Consider the following 16503-nt stretch of genomic DNA (forward strand, 5'->3'; position numbering starts at 1 on the left):
CTGATGTGTCAGGGGCGTCAGACACGGAAAATGTCATCGAATTGATGCGTCTTGCGATGACGTAATCCTCGGAAGGGCTCCCGCGGGAGCCCTTCCTTATATGCGTCGGCAACCCATCAATCTTCCGCGTCGCAAAGCCCCTCTGAGAACACTTCGCTCAATCGTGTCATGGCATATCTCAACGCCTGGCGATCCAACTCACCTGAACGTCGGACCAATCTCCTGCGATCAATCGATCTGACCTGACTGAGTCGCATGGCCGCAGGACCGAGAGACGTGCCCCAAACTTCACCCCGCCCTCCCTCTCCCGTGGATTCCGAGACATGTTCGCAGCGCGACACATCGAAGTAAACAGAACCGAAAGCATTCCGGAATTTTCCTGAAGCATTCGGGCGACATTTGCGAATCACAGAAGAACTCGACGCATGGGGCAACACCTCACCGACGTCACACGCGAAATCCCATCTGCGGTCGAAAACCAGAACGCAGCAGCACGTTACGCAAAGTCCGCCGTTCGATAAGTTTCATATTGGAATCTCCTTCAACCAATGGAGATAAATCATGGATATCGATCGCGCTCACACAGCCAACGCAAGATCTTTGACTCCGACGAGTCACGAAACCTCACCGGCCGAGACGGGCGAATGGGCAGGATCGTTCGAGAGTGCTCATCATTTGCCGCCGGACAACATCACCACCCCACATGCCGTCACAACGCGAGCCTTAACATTACGAACGGCACACGCCCCCGTCACGGATTTCCCGTCTCTCATGCGCGCGATCCCGGAAGAAACGCGCAATGGGATGCGAACAGCGCTCGCGTCGGTTTGCGCCCGTCACATTGAATACGAGAACGTGACATCGGAAGAACCTGTGCTTCAGATGTACTGGAAGGAATTTACAGACGCAGTCCGGCGCTGCGAGGCCTATTGGGCGACGGTGCAGAAGGAATACTTCCCTCAGTGGGCAATGTTCTTTGTCATCTGCGGTTTCGCAAACACTTATCTGAGCCCCAACCACAAGCAAACGATGACTCGCATTTACGCAAAGGGGGGCGGGTATGCATTCAGCGAAGCCGCATACGATGGGGAACGCATCGCTGGCTGGTCGACGCAGAAATGATGCGTCGTCGACCTCGCTAACGGCTTGCGCCCGAACGTCTGTCTGACACGTTCACGCCGCAATCTTGCCCTGCCACCTCACCAGATCCGCCCCTGCCGGGTTCTGATACATGCGCAATCCGAACTCCGGCAGGATGGCCAGCAGGTGATCGAAGACGTCACCCTGCACGCGCTCGTATTCCGCCCAGACGGTCGTGTTCGTGAAGCAATAAAGCTCCACGGGAATGCCGGTCGCCGTCGGTTGCAGCGAACGCACCATGCATGTCATGCCTTCGTGAATGTTCGGGTGGGCTTTCAGATAGGCCAGCGCATACGCGCGGAAGGTGCCGATGTTCGTCAGGCGCCGCGTATTCGCCGGCACGCCCGCCGCATGTCCCAATGCGGCATTCGCGTCCGCCAGCGAACGCTGCTTCTCGGACAGATAATCGCCGAGCAAATGCAGCTTCGACAGACGCGCAATCTCCGCCTCGTCGAGAAAACCGACGCTCCCCGCGTCAATGCACAGCGTGCGCTTGATGCGACGTCCGCCCGACTGCTGCATACCGCGCCAGTTGCGGAAACTCTCGGAGATCAGACGCCACGTCGGGATCGTCGTGATCGTCTTGTCCCAGTTCTGAACCTTCACGGTGTGCAACGCGATGTCCACCACGTCGCCATCCGCGCCGACCTGCGGCATCTCGATCCAGTCGCCCACGCGCAGCATGTCGTTCGACGTCAGCTGCACGCTCGCGACGAACGACATGATCGTGTCCTTGAACACCAGCAACAGGACTGCCGACATCGCCCCCAGTCCGGAGAGCAGCAGCCACGGCGAGCGGTCGATGATGGTGGCGACGATGGCGATGGCCGCGACCACGTAAAGCGCGATTTTTCCTAGCTGGACGTAGCCCTTGATCGACCGCGTGCGCGCATGTTCAGACATCGCGTAGACGGTCTGCGCCGCATCCAGAATGCCCGCGAGGGCAAGCGTGGCATAAAGCAGTGTCGTGGCGAGTGCGACATTGCTCACGACGAGCAACACCTTCGCCGGCAGGTCCGGCACCAGATCGATACCGAACTGCACCACCAGATACGGCAGAATGCGCGCGGCCCGATGAAAGACCCGATGGGCGAGCAACGCATCGTCCCAGCGATTGGCCGTGCGCTGCACCACGATGCGCACCACCCGGACAACCACGAACTGCGCCAGGGCCTGCACCAGCAACGCTGCTGCCACCAAGATCGCCAACGCTACCGCCATTCGCGCCCAGGGCGTGTTATCGAACCACGCCGTCACCACTTCCCACGTCATCCCGCCACTCCTTGATTCACTTGTGCCCCACCGACGCCACCGCAGGATCATCCGCGTCCAGCGTCGCCAAATCTCATCCACCAACGCAAAAATGACGACCACGATGGGCCGTCATCTTCTGATGCGCCGACCGGACGTCGTTCCCATCCGGCCATTGAAACTCACACGACATCACGCATTGTCAGGCACGCTCACCCGCCCTCACGCCCTGAATGCATCGACGCCGACCGCGCGGGTGCCACGGGAGCCAGTCACACCGGCGCCCCGAACGGCACGCTCGCGACCACGCTCGGCGTGCCCGGCAGCGACGGCGCGATGATCGTGCCGCCGCCATTGCCACGCGACTTGCCCGAACTCAGGTAGTCGGCGATGGAATCCTGCGTGACCTCGCCGAGGTACTGATTGTCGTCCCCCAACACGGGCAACGACGCCAGATTGTGCTCGTACATGCGCGAGAGCAGCACCCGCAGATTGTCGCCAGCGACGGCCGACGCCTTGAAGTCCCGCACCCGCTCGCCGCAGGTCCCTTGCGCGTGACGCGTGTCGCGACGTGCAATGTACCCCAACGCGCGCGCGCTTTCGTCGACGACGACCAGCGAACGCGTATCGAGCTCGTCCATCATGCCGTAGGCTTCTGCAAGCGACGTCTGCGGTTTGACGGTCGGTTGCGGGGTCGCCGCATCTTCCGCGCGCACCAGCAGCAGACGCTTGAGAATTCGGTCATGTCCCACGAAGCTCGCGACGAATTCGTCGACCGGGCGAGCCAGCAAGGCGTCCGGCTGTGCGTACTGCACCAGACTGCCCTGACGGAAGATCGCGATGCGGTCCGCCAGCTTGATCGCCTCATCAATATCGTGGCTGACCATGATGACGGTCTTGCCCAACTGGCGCTGCATTTGCAGGAATTCGTTCTGGATCGATTCGCGGTTGATCGGATCGACGGCACCGAACGGTTCGTCCATCAGCAGCACCGGCGGATCGGCCGCCAATGCACGAATCACGCCGATACGTTGTTGCTGACCGCCGGAGAGCTCACGCGGATAGCGCGATAGATAGCGCTTCGGGTCGAGTGCCACCATGCCCATGAGTTCCGTCGCGCGCTCGCGGCAACGCTTCTTGTCCCAGCCCAACAGGCGCGGCACCACGGTGATGTTTTCCTCGATGGTCATGTTCGGGAACAGACCGATCTGCTGGATCACATAGCCGATGTGGCGGCGCAGTTCGATTTCATTGATCTTTCCGGTGTCTTCACCGTTGAGCAGAATGTGCCCGGACGTCGGCTTGATCAGCCGGTTGATCATCTTGAGCGTGGTCGTCTTGCCGCAGCCCGACGGGCCGAGGAAGACGCAGATTTCGCCCGGCGGCACTTCAAGACTGACCGAGTTCACGGCGGTCACGCGAGTGCCGTCCTTCTGGACGAAGCTTTTGGTGAGATTGTCGAGTTTGATCATACGGTTCGGATTCCTTTCGGTGTCAGCACGCGCTGAAGGCGGTGCAACAGGGTGTCGGCGACGATAGCGAGCAGACTCACCATGACCGCACCCACGACAAGCTGCCGGGTATCGCTCTGGCTGATCCCCTGGGTGATCAACACCCCGAGACCGCCGGCCCCGACGATGGCGCCAATGGCCATCACGCCAATATTCATCACGACAGCGGTGCGCACACCGCCCAGTACCACCGGCACGGCCAGCGGCAGTTCCACGAGGCGCAATCGCTGCCAGAACGTCATGCCGATGCCGATACCCGCTTCACGGATGCTCGGGTCGATCTGCTGCAACGCGAGGCTCGTGTTGCGCATGATCGGCAGCAGCGAGTACAGGAAGACGGCGGCCACGGCAGGCGCAGGGCCAATGCCCATGCCATAGACGGACAGGGCCGGGATCATCAGGCCGAACAGGGCAATCGACGGAATCGTGAGCACGACCGTCGCCAGACCCAGCACGGCGCCCGACAACCAGCGAAAACGCGTGACCAGCACGCCCAGCGGCACGCCGACCACGATGGCCGCCCCGACCGAGGCGGCCACCAGCCACGCATGCTGACCGGTAAGGGTCAGGATGCGGTGCCAGTTATGCGTCAAAAATTCAATCATGGGACTCCTCAATCGGTAACAGGGTGCGACAGCGAACGCGCGCCGTCATTGCACCAGTCCTTCCTGCTTGAGGAAGTCGCTTGCCACACGCGACACCGCGCGATGATCGATATCGACCTTCGCATTCATGTCACGCATGTTTTCATCGTTGATCTTCGCCGACAGCACGTTGAGTTCATCGGCGAGTTTCGGGTTGGCGTCGAGGATTTCCTTGCGAACGACAGGCGTCGCCGCATAGGCCGGGAAAAAGCCCTTGTCGTCGTCCAGCACCTTCAGATCGAAGCCCTTGTTACGGCCGTCGCTCGTGTAGACGAGACCGGCATCGATCTGTTCGTTGCGCAGCGCCGTGTAGACGAGGCCCGGATCCATCTGCTTGATGTTGCTGCGCTCGAGATGGAAGTCGTAGAGCTGTTCCATCGGGTCGAGACCGTCAGGACGACCGACGAACTCCATGTCGAACGCGAACTGCATCTTGGGATGCGTGCGGAATTTCTCGATGAGTTGCGACACCGTCTCGATGCCCTCCTCACGCGCCATCTTGCCCGGCATGGCGAACGCGTACGTGTTGTTCAATGCGGCGGGATTCAGCCAGACGAGACCGATCTTGCCGTCGAGTTCCTTCACGCGTTCATAGGTCTGCTGCGGATCGAGCTTCTCCGTGATCTTGTTGTAGACGATGAGCGAAGTGCCCGTGTACTCCCAGACGACATCGAGCTGATTGCTCTCCATGCCCTGACGCATCACCACACTGCCCAGTCCGTTCTTGAGTTCGACGTCGTACCCTTTGCTGCGCAGGTACTGCGCCGTCATCTCGGAGAGGATCAGTTGTTCGGTGAAGTTCTTGCCGCCGATGGTGAGCGTGGCGGCCTGCGCTGAAACACTCGTCGCCATCATGCCCAGCGCGAGCGCCGTGGCACTCAGCAGGCGTGCGCAGGACGCAACGAAGCGAGGAAATGAAACTTGCATACGTGTGGATCTCCTGAAGTCTTAGCGCGCGGCGGCGCCGTGACGCGCGAACCAGAGGCCGCTCGCGACGGCGACGATGCCGTCGAGCACGAGCGCGAGCAGCGCCGTGCCACCGGCCCCGAGCAGCAGCTTGGTCGGATCGTTGAGATAGATACCGGGGAAGATCAACTGCCCCAGACTGTCCGCGCCGATCAGAAACGCGAGCGGCGCCGTGCCGACGTTGATCGCGAGCGCGGTACGGATACCGCCGACGATGACCGGCATGGCGTTGGGCAGGTCGACGCGAAACAGCACCTGCGCCGGCGTCATGCCCATGCCGCGTGCCGACTCCCGCAGCGCGGGCGGCACCTGACGCAAGCCTTCGTAGGCGTTGCGCACGATTGGCAGCAGCGACGCAAGCCACAGCGCCAGAATGGCCGGGCGGTCGCCGATGCCGAGCACCGCCATGGACAGCGCCAGCACGGCGAGCGAGGGCAGCGTATTACCGATGTTGAACACTTGCACCGCGCGCTCGGCGTGCTTCTCGAACATCGGGCGCGAGATCAGTACGCCCGCAGGCACGCCGACCAGAATGGCCAATGTCATCGAAACTGCCACCAGCTTGAGATGCTGTTGGGTGTAATACACCAGGTCGCCCCGGTATTTGACGAGCGAATCAACGCCCAGCCAATACACCAGACCGGTGACTGCGGCGGCGACACCGAGCAGTCCGAAGCCGGCCAGATAGAGAATGCGATACTGCTTCGCCACGTTCATGCTCCCTTTGAATGGGTTGGCAGCGCTGCGCGCGAGGCAATAGCAATAGCCATCGCCCCGCGTGACAACGCGGTCAATCAAGCATGACAACTGTTAGCTGCCTTGCGAATTGTGATGTGTTCGATCCGAAGGTCTGTGGAAGACGACGGTGACGAACAAGGCGTCGCGGAATGCGACATGAGAGACGAGCTTTCGACGCCGTGGGCGCCTGGGCCTCTCGGTGCACGCTTATTGAAAGCGCGCGAAAGTTTTACTGCACAAACTCATTGCGTGATGGTAAGGACGCCGGCGCAACGAGGAACACCGGCAACGCTTTTGTTTCTATGGGCCAACCGCAGCGATTGGCTTTTTTTATTCTAGTACAGATAGTGCGTCGATGCCAACCCGTAGCACGTTTTTAGTGAAGAATCCGGTGTATTTACACGTAATTACACGCAACATTCTTCATATCAACAGGATGACTAATTAATTGTGCACGCTGAAATCCCCCGTCATCACTGGCGTTGCAGCCGTCAGTGATGACGCATCGGCCGATCGCACCGGGATGTCCCGAAATCTTGCATTTCGTTGTTTCGCACTGCGGATCGGTGTGCCGCATCGATTTATTTTCCGGGACGCCGCACGTGCGTTTTTCCCGCCCCAAACCGGTGCAAATCCGGTGCGTCAGCGGGCCGGAATCCGCATGTTTTCTAGCGTCGAAAAGGAAATTAGAGTCCTTCTCCGGAAACGGATGCCAACCCGGAAAAACTCGTGTATTCTCGGAGGTTTATCTTAGTTTTCAATCATTTAGCGCAAAATCGGGGAAACGCGAGCGTAACGCGAGGCCATGACCTTGCGGCGATCTGCGGGCGCGATGATTGAACGGTATGAAAGCGATCGTGCGCGGGCACGAGGTCGTTGAATGGCGAATAACAACTATGAAAAGTACCATCAGCCGTACCGAACAGGGCAATCGCGTTGCCGCGACCACCATTTTGGCCGCGTGCGCCGCGCTCACGCTCGCAGGATTCCTTGCACGCGCCTTCGAAGGCGCAGTGAATCCGTTGCTCACCTTCTTTCTCGTCTCCGCAGGCGGCATTCTCAATCTATCGACGGCGTGCCTGCTCGGCGTTCAGTATCTCTACAACGGTAAGCGTTACTTCGCGCAGTTCGGCTGTGCGTTTTTGCTACGCGGACTCTTCATGTTCACCGAAGGGGTGTTGCTCGCGAATCAGCTCGCCGGCATCTCGACGCACATCACGCGCGCACCCTTCTGGCTATGGCTGGTGGCAGAGGCAAGCTTCGCGGCGTACGTGATGCTGAGCGTGCGCAGCTATTCGCGCACGCGCATGGACCCGCACACACGTCCCGGCTATTCGGAAGCCGCACGCTATGGCGCCACCGTGCTCATCATCTGGGTGACGGTGTCGCTCTCGCTCGTCGGCGCAGGACGCACGCTCGTTACACCGCACCTGGCGGGGGGCGTCGACATCGAGACGCTTGCGCTGGGTGCGCTGTTCGTCGCATACGTCGCGCTGTGGTGGCGCATTGCAGCGGTCACGCGCTTGTCTCACAAGCTGTTCCTGCTCGTATGGGTTGTCGTCACGATCTCGCTGTGTCAGTTGTTGCTCTCGCTCACCGCGCCGAGCGAGGCGTCATATCAGTGGTACGCGGCGCGGCTGCTTGCGCTGGCGTCGCCCGGTGTCGCGACGCTCGCACTCGTCTGGGAAATCACGCGGCAGTACCAATCGCTCGCGCTTACCAACACCGATCTGGTCGAGAAGGTATTCATCGATCCGCTCACGCACATCTATAACCGCCGCTACTTCGACAACCGCATCCGCCTCGTGGCCGAGCGCGTGCAGCAGCGTGCGATTCCGCTGTCGGTGCTGCTCATCGACATCGACTATTTCAAGCAGGTGAACGACCGCTACGGTCATCCGTTCGGCGACGCCGTGCTCCAGCGCATTGCCACCACGATCCAGCACTGCATCCGGTTGCCGAGCGACTTTGCGGTGCGTCTCGGTGGCGAGGAGTTCGCCGTCGTGCTGCCGGAAATCGATCAGCACGCGGCATTGCGCGTGGCCGACCGGATTCGCGAATCGGTCAAACGCGCGAGCTCCGATCTTCTGCCGCAAACGGCTCGCGACGAAGGCGAGGCGATCACGATCAGTGTGGGAATTGCGTCATGGCAGCCGGGCGAGCCGCTCGTCATCAGCGCCATGCTCGACCGTGCAGACAAGGCGCTGTATCAGGCGAAGCATAAGGGTCGCGATCAGAGCGTGCTGGGGCAGATGGCAGCGTAAGGTTCAGCGTGATGAAGACGGTGGCCCTTTCAGCTCGACGGTATTGCCGTCCGGGTCATTGAGATAGCACGACGGTCCTTCGCCGTGCGCGCCGTAGCGCTGCACCGCCTCGCCCAACGTCACCCCGTGAGATGCCAGCCCCTTGCGTATGGCATCGTCGTTGAACGGTTCGACCCGCAAGCAGAAGTGATCTAGATTGCGGCCTTCGGGACCGGGGGCCGCACCGCCCTGACGACCGATGGTTCCTGCCACATCCACCAGATCGATCAGCGAATCGCCCGCCCGCAGTTGCACCAGCCCGAGATCGGCCTGCACCTTCTCCAGCGTGCAGCCGAGCACGTCGATGTAGAAATGCTGGAGCCGGACGACGTCGGCCGTGCGCAGCACCACATGATCGAGGGCGACGAACGGTATCTTCATCCCTTGTCTCGCAACGACATCATTCGAGCGTCAGGCACTCAGCGCATAGCGCCGCCGCTTCTCGACCTTGGTTTCGTGCGTCATCTCGTTGCGGCCGTCCTCAAAGACAGTCTCCAGCCGCACCGTGAATCCCCACAGACGCGCCACGTGCTTGAGCACCTCCTCGAAGCTATCATCAAGTGGCTTGCGCTCGCTCTGTACGTGACGCAATGTGAGCGACCGGTCTCCATGCAGATCGACGTGCGCGACCTGAATGTTCGGTTCGAGCTGACTGAGGTTGTACTGCTGCGCGAGCATCTCGCGAATCTCGCGATAGCCGGTATCGTTGTGGATGGCGGTCACGCGCAGCCGGCTGTCACGATCGTCATCGAGTACCGAGAACAGCTTGAGATCGCGAATGACCTTGGGCGAGAGGAACTGCTGGATGAAGCTCTCGTCCTTGAAGTTGCGCATCGCAAAGTCGAGCGTCTTCAGCCAGTCCGAGCCTGCGATATCCGGCGCCCATTGACGATCCTCTTCCGTCGGTTCCTCGCACATGCGACGAATGTCCTGGAACATCGCGAAGCCCAGCGCATACGGATTCAGACCGCTGTAGTACGGGCTATCGAACGACGGTTGATAGACCACGTTCGTATGCGCGTGCAGGAACTCCATCATGAAGGCGTCATTGACGAGCTTCTCCTTGTAGAGCTGCTGGAGAATCGTGTAATGCCAGAACGTCGCCCAGCCTTCGTTCATGACCTTCGTCTGACGCTGCGGATAGAAGTACTGCGCGAGCTTGCGCACGATGCGCACGATCTCGCGCTGCCACGGCGCGAGCTTCGGGGCGTTCTTCTCGAAGAAGTACAGCAGGTTCTCCTGCGGTTCGCCCGGGAATGGCGGCTCGTCCGAATCGGTCGGATCGAGGCCGTCGTCTTCATCGTCGTCGTGCAGCGCGTGATTCGGCAGCGTGCGCCACAGATCGTTGATCTGCATCTGCAAATAGTTCTCGCGCTCCTTCTGCCGGGCCTGTTCCTGCGCGAGCGACAACCGTTTGGGTCGCTTGTAGCGATCCACGCCGTAGTTCATCAGCGCATGGCAGGAGTCGAGCAGCAGCTCCACGGACTGCTCGCCGTAGCGTTGTTCGCACTCGGTGATGTAGTTGCGCGCGAACAGCAGGTAATCGACGATGGCGTCGGCGCTGGTCCACGTGCGGAAAAGGTAATTGCCCTTGAAGAACGAGTTATGACCGTAACTGGCATGCGCGATGGTCAGCGCCTGCATGGTCATGCTGTTCTCCTCCATCAGATACGCGATGCAGGGATTCGAGTTGATGACGATCTCGTACGCGAGCCCCATCTGCCCGCGCTTGTATCCGCGCTCGGACGACAGGAAGTGCTTGCCGTACGACCAGTGGTGATAACCGATGGGCAGACCGACGGTCGCGTAGGCGTCGAGCATCTGCTCGGCGGTGATGATCTCGATTTGATTCGGATACGTGTCGAGCTTGAAGTTCGACGCGATACGCGCGATCTCATGCTCGTATCGCTGAATCAGTTCGAACGTCCATTCCGATCCGGTGGAGATATACGCCATGATGCGTCCTCGTTGTAGTACCGGCGGGACGGTTTTCAGGCCGCCTTCTTCTTGAACAGGTCGTGCAGCACCGGATAGATTTCAGCGGCTTCCATGATGCGTTGCATCGCGAAATTCGGGTGCTGCTGCTTGACCGACAGGTATTCGTTCCACAGGTTCTGCGGCTCCGCGCTCGCCACCTCCACGTAGGCGAAGTACTGCACGGCCGGCATGATCGACTGCATCAGAATGTCGCGGCAGATGGGCGAATCCCCGTCCCAGTTGTCGCCGTCGGAAACCTGCGCGCCATAGATGTTCCAGTCGCTCGGCGAGTACCGGTCTGCAATGATCTCGTTCATCAGCTTGAGCGCGCTGGAGACCACCGTGCCGCCCGATTCCCGCGCATAGAAGAAGTCGTCTTCATTGACTTCCTTGGCCGTGGTGTGGTGACGGATGAGCACCAGATCGATGCGCTCGTAGTTATGCCGCAGGAACAGATAGAGCAGCATGAAGAAACGCTTGGCCAGATCCTTGCGGCTCTGATCCATGGAGCCCGAGACGTCCATCAGGCAGAACATGACGGCCTGCGCTTGCGGGCGCGGCTGCATGATCCGGTTCGAATACCGCAGATCGAGCTTTTCGATGTACGGGATCGCCTCGACACGCGTGCGCAGATGCGTAATCTCGTGGGCCAGCGCCAGTGCACGGGGCGACGTATCGCCTTCGCGCGAGACGATGTCCGCGTACTCGGCCTCAAGCTCGCGCAACTGCTTGCGATACGGGGCGGTAAGCGCGATGCGGCGGCCCAGCGAGCTGCGCATCGTGCGAATGACGTTAAGGTTCGACGGCGTGCCGTCGATGGAATAGCCCGCACGGACCTTGCGGAACTCCGGAATTTGCGCGAGCCGGCGTTTCGCGAGGTCCGGCAGTGCCATGTCCTCGAAGAAGAATTTCAGGAACTCCTCGCGCGAGAGGTTGAAGACGAAATCGTCCTCGCCCTCTCCCGAGTCGCTGGCGCGGCTGCCGCCGCCCCCTGCGCCCGATGGCGGACGCTCGAAGTTGTCGCCCACCACGAACTCGCGATTGCCGGGATGCACCATCTCCCGTCGCCCGCCGGGCCCGTGGTGGAACAACGGTTCCGAAATGTCCTTGACCGGGATCGAGACCTGTCCGCTGCCATCGATATCGGTGATCTTGCGCCCAGACACCGCCTTCGCTACCGCGCGGCGAATCTGATCGCGGTAGCGTTTGATAAAGCGCTGCTGGTTGATGGCGCTTTTGTTCTTGCCGTTTTGCCGTCTGTCGATGATTGCTGACATAGTGGCCCCGATTGGTTGCTACGAGGATTTGCGCACGCGCAGATACCATTCCACAAGCAGGCGAACCTGCTTCGGGGTATAGCCCTTTTCCACCATACGGTTGACGAAGTTGGCGTGCTTTTCCTGATCCTCCTTGGACGACTTCGCATTGAACGAAATCACCGGCAGCAGATCCTCGGTGGTCGAGAACATGCGCTTCTCGATGACGGCCCGCAGCTTCTCGTAACTCGTCCAGAGCGGATTCTTGCCCGCGTTGTTGGCGCGCGCGCGCAGTACGAAGTTGACGATCTCGTTGCGGAAGTCCTTCGGGTTGGTGATCCCGGCCGGCTTTTCGACTTTCTCCAGTTCGTCGTTGAGCGCGGTGCGGTCGAGAATTTCGCCGGTGTTCGGATCGCGATACTCCTGATCCTGAATCCACAGATCCGCAAAGTTCACATACCGATCGAAGATGTTCTGACCGTACTCCGAATACGATTCCAGATAAGCGGTCTGAATCTCCTTGCCGATGAACTCCACGAACGGCGCGGTCAGATACTCCTTGATGTAGGAGAGATAGCGCTTCTCGACTTCGCCCGCATACTGCTCACGCTCGATTTGCTGTTCGAGCACATACAGCATGTGCACCGGGTTGGCCGCGACTTCGGTGTTATCGAAGTTGAAGACCTTCGAGAGCACCTTGAAGGCGAAACGCGTGGACATGCCCGTCATCCCTTCGTCCACCCCGGCGTAGTCGCGGTACTCCTGATACGACTTGGCCTTGGGGTCGATGTCCTTGAGGTTTTCACCGTCGTAGACACGCACCTTGGAGAAGATGTTGGAATTCTCGGGCTCTTTCAGGCGGGTGAGCACCGCGAACTGGGCGAGCATCTTGAGCACGTTCGGCGCGCGCGGGGCGTTGGCGAGCGAACTGTTTTTCACCAGCTTCTCGTAGATCTTCACCTCGTCGGTCACGCGCAGGCAGTAGGGCACCTTCACGATGTAGATACGATCGAGGAAAGCCTCGTTGTTGCGGTTGCCCTTGAAACTCTGCCATTCCGCTTCGTTCGAGTGGGCGAGCACGATACCGTCGAACGGAATCGCACCGAACCCTTCCGTCCCTTTGTAGTTGCCTTCCTGTGTCGCAGTCAGCAACGGGTGAAGCACCTTGATCGGCGCCTTGAACATTTCGACGAATTCGAGCAGGCCACGGTTGGCCAGGCACAAACCGCCGGAGTAGGAATAGGCGTCCGGATCGTCCTGCGGGTACTCCTCGAGCTTGCGGATGTCGACCTTGCCGACCAGCGACGAGATGTCCTGGTTGTTTTCGTCCCCCGGTTCGGTCTTGGCAATCGCGATCTGCTGGAGCACCGACGGGCGCACCTTCACCACACGGAACTTCGTGATGTCGCCGTTGAACTCGTTAAGACGCTTGGTGGCCCAGGGCGACGGAATCGTATTGAGATAGCGCAACGGAATGCCGAAGTCCTCTTCCAGAATCTTGCCGTCTTCCTCTGAGGAGAACAGGCCCAGAGGCGACTCGTGCACTGGCGATCCCTTCAGGCAATAGATGGGGACGTCTTCCATCAATACCTTGAGCTTCTCGGCCAGCGACGACTTGCCGCCGCCCGGGGGCCCGAGCAGATACAGAATCTGTTTGCGTTCTTCGAGCCCTTGCGCCGCGTGTTTGAAGAACGAGACGATTTGCTCGATCGTGTCTTCCATGCCGTAGAAGTCACGGAAGGCAGGATAGATCTTGATGATCTTGTTGGAGAACAGCCGCGAGAGTCGCGGGTCGTGATGCGTATCGATCAGCTCCGGCTCACCGATGGCGCGCAACATGCGCTCGGCTGCCGTCGCGTACGCAGTCGAGTCCTTCTTACAGATCTCCAGATATTCCTGGATGCTGTATTCCTCTTCCCTGCGTGCTTCGAAACGTGTCGTGTAGTGGCTGAAAATATCCATATGCCTCACCCCCCGCTTCATCGGAAAACATCGCGATGCGATGCCCGCTCTGTTGCCTAAGACCCGGATGACTGCGCAATGGTTTCGACCTGGCTCACTGCATGCCGGAGCGACTTACGCGAAACCTTTCGCACTGTCCCCTCCCTCACATGAACGACTCAAAATCGGTTTAGGTTGACTTTAAACTTGTCACTGAAAATTGCAACCGTTAACTCATCATATGCACAAACAAAAAAACTGTCGCTAGATATTTTCCGCAGCGCTAAGCATTCTCGATAACCCGCATGCAGCAACGGTTTCCACGACCTCTACGCATTGCGCACGTCACGCCAGATAGGTCAAAATTCGAGCGACTTTTCGCGTCTTCACCCACGCATTGCGCACTCGGGTTTGTCTGCATTCGATCATGTTCGCGCATCTGCATCATTTATTAAGGAATCCTATTTATTCGATAGAATTTCTTACTGCGACACGATGATTGACGTGCAATGTTTTCGGGAAAAAAAGTGGGTGGCCCATCGACGTCGACGAAGCCGAAGACGTGGGCGCGAGAGGCCTGCTTTCCTGTCGAAGCGTCGCGGCTGCGCGAAGTCGCGAAGGTCGTGCGATCGACATGCGCCAATGCATCTGCAACGGCATGTTCGTCGCAAGCGGAAAGTCAAAAGCGGATGGATGTCTGAGCGGGCTCACCTCCTCCTTGCAAATCGCCGATCTCTGGAATGAAGCGAACAACGTGCCAGACGACCGAGTTTGAAACCATGTTACGCCGGTTCGCCAAAATCTGCTGCGCGGATATGTAACGTGATGTGACCCTGTCCGCGATGCCCTCGCGCGCGTCCCGCAGCGCCGCCGACGGGCGTCCGCATGCCCCGGGCGGTTTCATGCAATAATGCAACTTTGTTGCATTTGCGTCCTATTTGATACACAGTTGCAGACTGTGTCGGGGCCTCGCCCATTCCCTTATCCATGATTCGCTTCTCCGTTTGGCTCTACCGTCTCGCTGGCTGGGAGCGCACGGCACTTACGCTGCTCGTGCTCATCCCCCTTTGGGCGCTCGTTTTCTGGGCGCTGAGAGGGGTCGCCTCGTGATCGGCTGCCAGGATCTCTGCGTCCAGTTCGGCCCAAACGTCGCGCTCGCAGGCGTGAGCGCCACCTTCGCGCCCGGCGTGCTCTCGGCCGTCGTCGGCCCGAACGGCGGCGGCAAGACCACCCTGCTTCGCTCGCTTGCGGGGCTGCAAAAGGCATCCAGCGGCAGCATCGTCAGCGATGGCCCCGTGGCCTACCTGTCGCAGCGGCCCGAAACGGATCATCGCTTTCCGATGTGCGTGGAAGAATATGTGCTGACGGGCACGTGGCGCCGCACCGGCGACGCCCGCCGCCTGGGACGCGACGAGTTCGATCGCGCGCTGGACGCACTGGCCCGCGTGGGCCTCGCCGACAAGCGGGCGCAGGCGCTCGAAGCCTTGTCCGGCGGACAATGGCAGCGTGCCCGCTTCGCGCGTCTGATCGTGGAAGACGCGCCGATCGTTTTGCTGGACGAACCCCTCACCGGCATCGACGTGCCCTCGGCGGAACTGTTGCTGGCCCTGCTGGACCAATGGCGCAACGAGGGACGCACCGTCGTGACCGTCCTTCACGATCTACCGCTGGTGCTGGAGCGTTTCGCGCATGTCGCCGTGATGGCCGGTCGGCTGGTCGCCTCGGGCGCGCCCGCCGACTGCCTGCACGCCGGATTTCCGTCGGCCGACGCGGCCAGCGGCAAGGGCGGGGGCACGCACGGCAGTTTGTCGGGCGCCGGGGGTTACACCGCGTTCGCCGCCAATCAGGGGACGCAGGCACGCCCGGCCTCGTCCGCCGCCATCTCCCTGCCGGGAGGTCGTCGGTGAGCGCCTTGGTGAACCTCATCATCGGACCGTTCGCGGAATTCGACTTCATGCGGCACGCCCTCGTCGGGAGTCTGGCGCTGTCGCTCGGTTGCACGCCCGTGGGCGTGTTTTTGCTGCTGCGCCGCATGAGCCTGATGGGCGACTCGCTCTCGCACGCCGTGTTGCCCGGCGCCGCCGTGGGCTATCTGATCGGCGGCCTGTCGCTGCCGTGGATGGCCGGTGGCGGTATGGTGGCGGGTCTGCTCGTGGCGCTGCTCGCAGGGCTGTCGAGCCGCCGCACACGGCTGGACGAAGGGGCGTCGTTCGCCGGCTTCTACCTGCTGGCGCTCGCAGGCGGCGTGGTAATCGTCTCCAAATGGGGCAACAGCGTCGACCTGATGAACCTGCTGTTCGGTTCGGTGCTCGCGGTCGACGACCCGTCGCTGATATTGGTGGCCGCCATCACGACCGTGACGCTGCTCTGGTTCGGTTGGCACTATCGCGGGCTCGTGCTCGACAGCGCCGACCCGACCTTCCTCGGCCAGAGCAACGGGCGCGGCGTGATGCGCTATCACCTCGGCTTCACGGTGCTGACGGTGATGAACCTCGTTGCGGGCTTTCAGGCGATGGGCACGCTCATGGCCGTGGGGCTGATGATGCTGCCGGCCGCCACGGCCCGCCTCGTCGCCCGAACCCTGCCCGGCATGTTGCTGAGCGCGTGGCTGGTGGCCAGCGCATCGAGCGTGATCGGGCTGCTGATTTCGTATTACCTGGCTTGCCCATCCGGGCCGGCCATCGTATTGACGGCAGGTGTCGCCTATCTGGGCGCGCTGCTTGTTTCGCCGGGCGGTGCAAGTACTGCTAAAGCGCCGGCGCTTTGAGAGAGGGAA

13 protein-coding genes are annotated in these 16503 nt (G+C 60.6%); 4 read left to right on the forward strand and 9 right to left on the reverse strand.

The genetic code is table 11. From position 1 onward, the window contains the following. The first annotated feature begins 561 nt into the window (after positions 1–561). Positions 562–1122: a hypothetical protein gene (locus C5N93_RS02025; protein ID WP_242558072.1), complete on the forward strand. Its 561-nt coding sequence runs from the start codon at positions 562–564 to the stop codon at positions 1120–1122. A 51-nt stretch (positions 1123–1173) separates the two neighbouring features. Here C5N93_RS02025 and C5N93_RS02030 read toward each other — a convergent pair whose 3' ends face one another. From C5N93_RS02030 to C5N93_RS02050, 5 genes are all read right to left on the reverse strand, one after another. Beyond that, the gene (locus C5N93_RS02030; protein WP_242558073.1) at positions 1174–2412 is read right to left on the reverse strand and encodes a mechanosensitive ion channel domain-containing protein; all 1239 of its coding nucleotides are present in this window, start codon (positions 2410–2412) and stop codon (positions 1174–1176) included. 251 nt (positions 2413–2663) lie between these two features. Next, positions 2664–3863, reverse strand: a complete 1200-nt coding sequence (locus C5N93_RS02035; protein ID WP_150719869.1) for an ABC transporter ATP-binding protein — start codon at positions 3861–3863, stop codon at positions 2664–2666. Beyond that, complete coding sequence (locus C5N93_RS02040; RefSeq protein ID WP_069342473.1) at positions 3860–4507, reverse strand: ABC transporter permease; 648 nt, start codon at positions 4505–4507, stop codon at positions 3860–3862. Before C5N93_RS02040 ends, C5N93_RS02035 begins: the two co-directional genes overlap by 4 nt. Before the next feature lie 45 nt (positions 4508–4552). Next, a complete protein-coding gene (locus tag C5N93_RS02045) occupies positions 4553–5473 on the reverse strand; it encodes a glycine betaine ABC transporter substrate-binding protein (RefSeq protein ID WP_242558074.1) in 921 nt (306 codons plus the stop codon). Between the two features lie 21 nt (positions 5474–5494). Then, entirely contained in the window at positions 5495–6229 is a 735-nt protein-coding gene (locus tag C5N93_RS02050; protein ID WP_069342471.1) for an ABC transporter permease, read from the reverse strand. A 917-nt stretch (positions 6230–7146) separates the two neighbouring features. Between C5N93_RS02050 and C5N93_RS02055 the strand changes: the two genes are divergently transcribed. After that, positions 7147–8514, forward strand: a complete 1368-nt coding sequence (locus C5N93_RS02055; RefSeq protein WP_242558075.1) for a diguanylate cyclase — start codon at positions 7147–7149, stop codon at positions 8512–8514. Between the two features lie 3 nt (positions 8515–8517). On the opposite strand, the gene C5N93_RS02060 is transcribed toward C5N93_RS02055, so the two are convergent. Genes C5N93_RS02060 through C5N93_RS02075 form a run of 4 tightly spaced genes read right to left on the reverse strand, consistent with a single transcriptional unit; the run spans position 8518 to position 13748 of the window. After that, positions 8518–8934 carry a VOC family protein gene (locus C5N93_RS02060; RefSeq protein WP_242558076.1) on the reverse strand — a complete coding sequence of 139 codons (417 nt, stop codon included), beginning with the start codon at positions 8932–8934 and terminating at the stop codon, positions 8518–8520. Between the two features lie 30 nt (positions 8935–8964). Next, positions 8965–10509: a SpoVR family protein gene (locus C5N93_RS02065; RefSeq protein WP_069342468.1), complete on the reverse strand. Its 1545-nt coding sequence runs from the start codon at positions 10507–10509 to the stop codon at positions 8965–8967. A gap of 35 nt (positions 10510–10544) precedes the next feature. Further along, positions 10545–11807 (reverse strand): YeaH/YhbH family protein, encoded by a 1263-nt coding sequence (locus C5N93_RS02070; protein ID WP_069342467.1) that lies wholly within the window; start codon positions 11805–11807, stop codon positions 10545–10547. 18 nt (positions 11808–11825) lie between these two features. Beyond that, a complete protein-coding gene (locus C5N93_RS02075) occupies positions 11826–13748 on the reverse strand; it encodes a PrkA family serine protein kinase (RefSeq protein WP_069342466.1) in 1923 nt (640 codons plus the stop codon). Positions 13749–14833: 1085 nt separating this feature from the next. Between C5N93_RS02075 and C5N93_RS02080 the strand changes: the two genes are divergently transcribed. After that, positions 14834–15634, forward strand: coding sequence for an ATP-binding cassette domain-containing protein (locus tag C5N93_RS02080; RefSeq protein ID WP_242558077.1), 801 nt, complete (start codon positions 14834–14836; stop codon positions 15632–15634). Then, a complete protein-coding gene (locus C5N93_RS02085) occupies positions 15631–16494 on the forward strand; it encodes a metal ABC transporter permease (protein ID WP_242558078.1) in 864 nt (287 codons plus the stop codon). Before C5N93_RS02080 ends, C5N93_RS02085 begins: the two co-directional genes overlap by 4 nt. Positions 16495–16503: the final 9 nt, after the last annotated feature.

It is taken from the genome of Pandoraea sp. LA3, from assembly GCF_022696215.1.
In the GTDB taxonomy this organism is placed as follows: Bacteria; Pseudomonadota; Gammaproteobacteria; order Burkholderiales; family Burkholderiaceae; genus Pandoraea; species Pandoraea capi.